This window comes from Pseudomonas tremae (assembly GCF_001401155.1).
GTDB classification, from domain to species: Bacteria; Pseudomonadota; Gammaproteobacteria; order Pseudomonadales; family Pseudomonadaceae; genus Aquipseudomonas; species Aquipseudomonas tremae.
In genome coordinates this window covers 1-502 of record NZ_LJRO01000149.1, presented here as the reverse complement: position 1 = coordinate 502, position 502 = coordinate 1, and the positions used below count along the sequence as shown (strand labels likewise).

Annotated in this window: 1 protein-coding gene; it reads left to right on the top strand. The window is 55.6% G+C overall.

Going from position 1 to position 502, the window contains the following annotated elements; all coding sequences use genetic code 11:
* Positions 1-329, top strand: a 329-nt coding sequence (locus ALO43_RS09995; protein ID WP_328586974.1) for a GDP-mannose 4,6-dehydratase, incomplete at its 5' end; no start/stop codon positions are given.
* Between the last annotated feature and the right edge of the window lie 173 nt (positions 330-502).

Here is a 502-nt window from a genome sequence, read left to right as displayed (position 1 = left end):
GCACTATCGAGCTGGGCAACCTTGATGTGTGGCGTGACTTCAGCGATGTGCGTGCGGTTGTCAGTGCCTATCGCGGCCTGCTGGAAGCCCGCCCGCTGGGGCAGACGATCAACGTCAGTTCCGGTGTAACGCACTCGCTGCGTGAGGTGATCGACATGTGCAGGGAGATCACTGGTCAGGATATCGACGTTCAGGTAAACCCTGCGTTCGTCCGGGCCAATGAGGTCAAAACCCTGTGTGGGAACAACGCTCGCCTGCGCGCGTTGGTCCACGACTGGGAGACCCCGCCGCTTCGGGAAACCCTGAGTTGGATGTTGCCCTCCGCTTAATTGGTGGGCAGTTACAAAATAAGGCCTGTCTACCTGGTAGACAGGCCTTTCCTTTTTAAACACCCTTAAAGCCCGTGGTGAAAGACTCAGCACGCATGGCTGAATCAGGCAGACGATGATCAAGGTTCTTCACTTCTTCAAAACCTACTACCCCTGTCTCTTATACACATCTG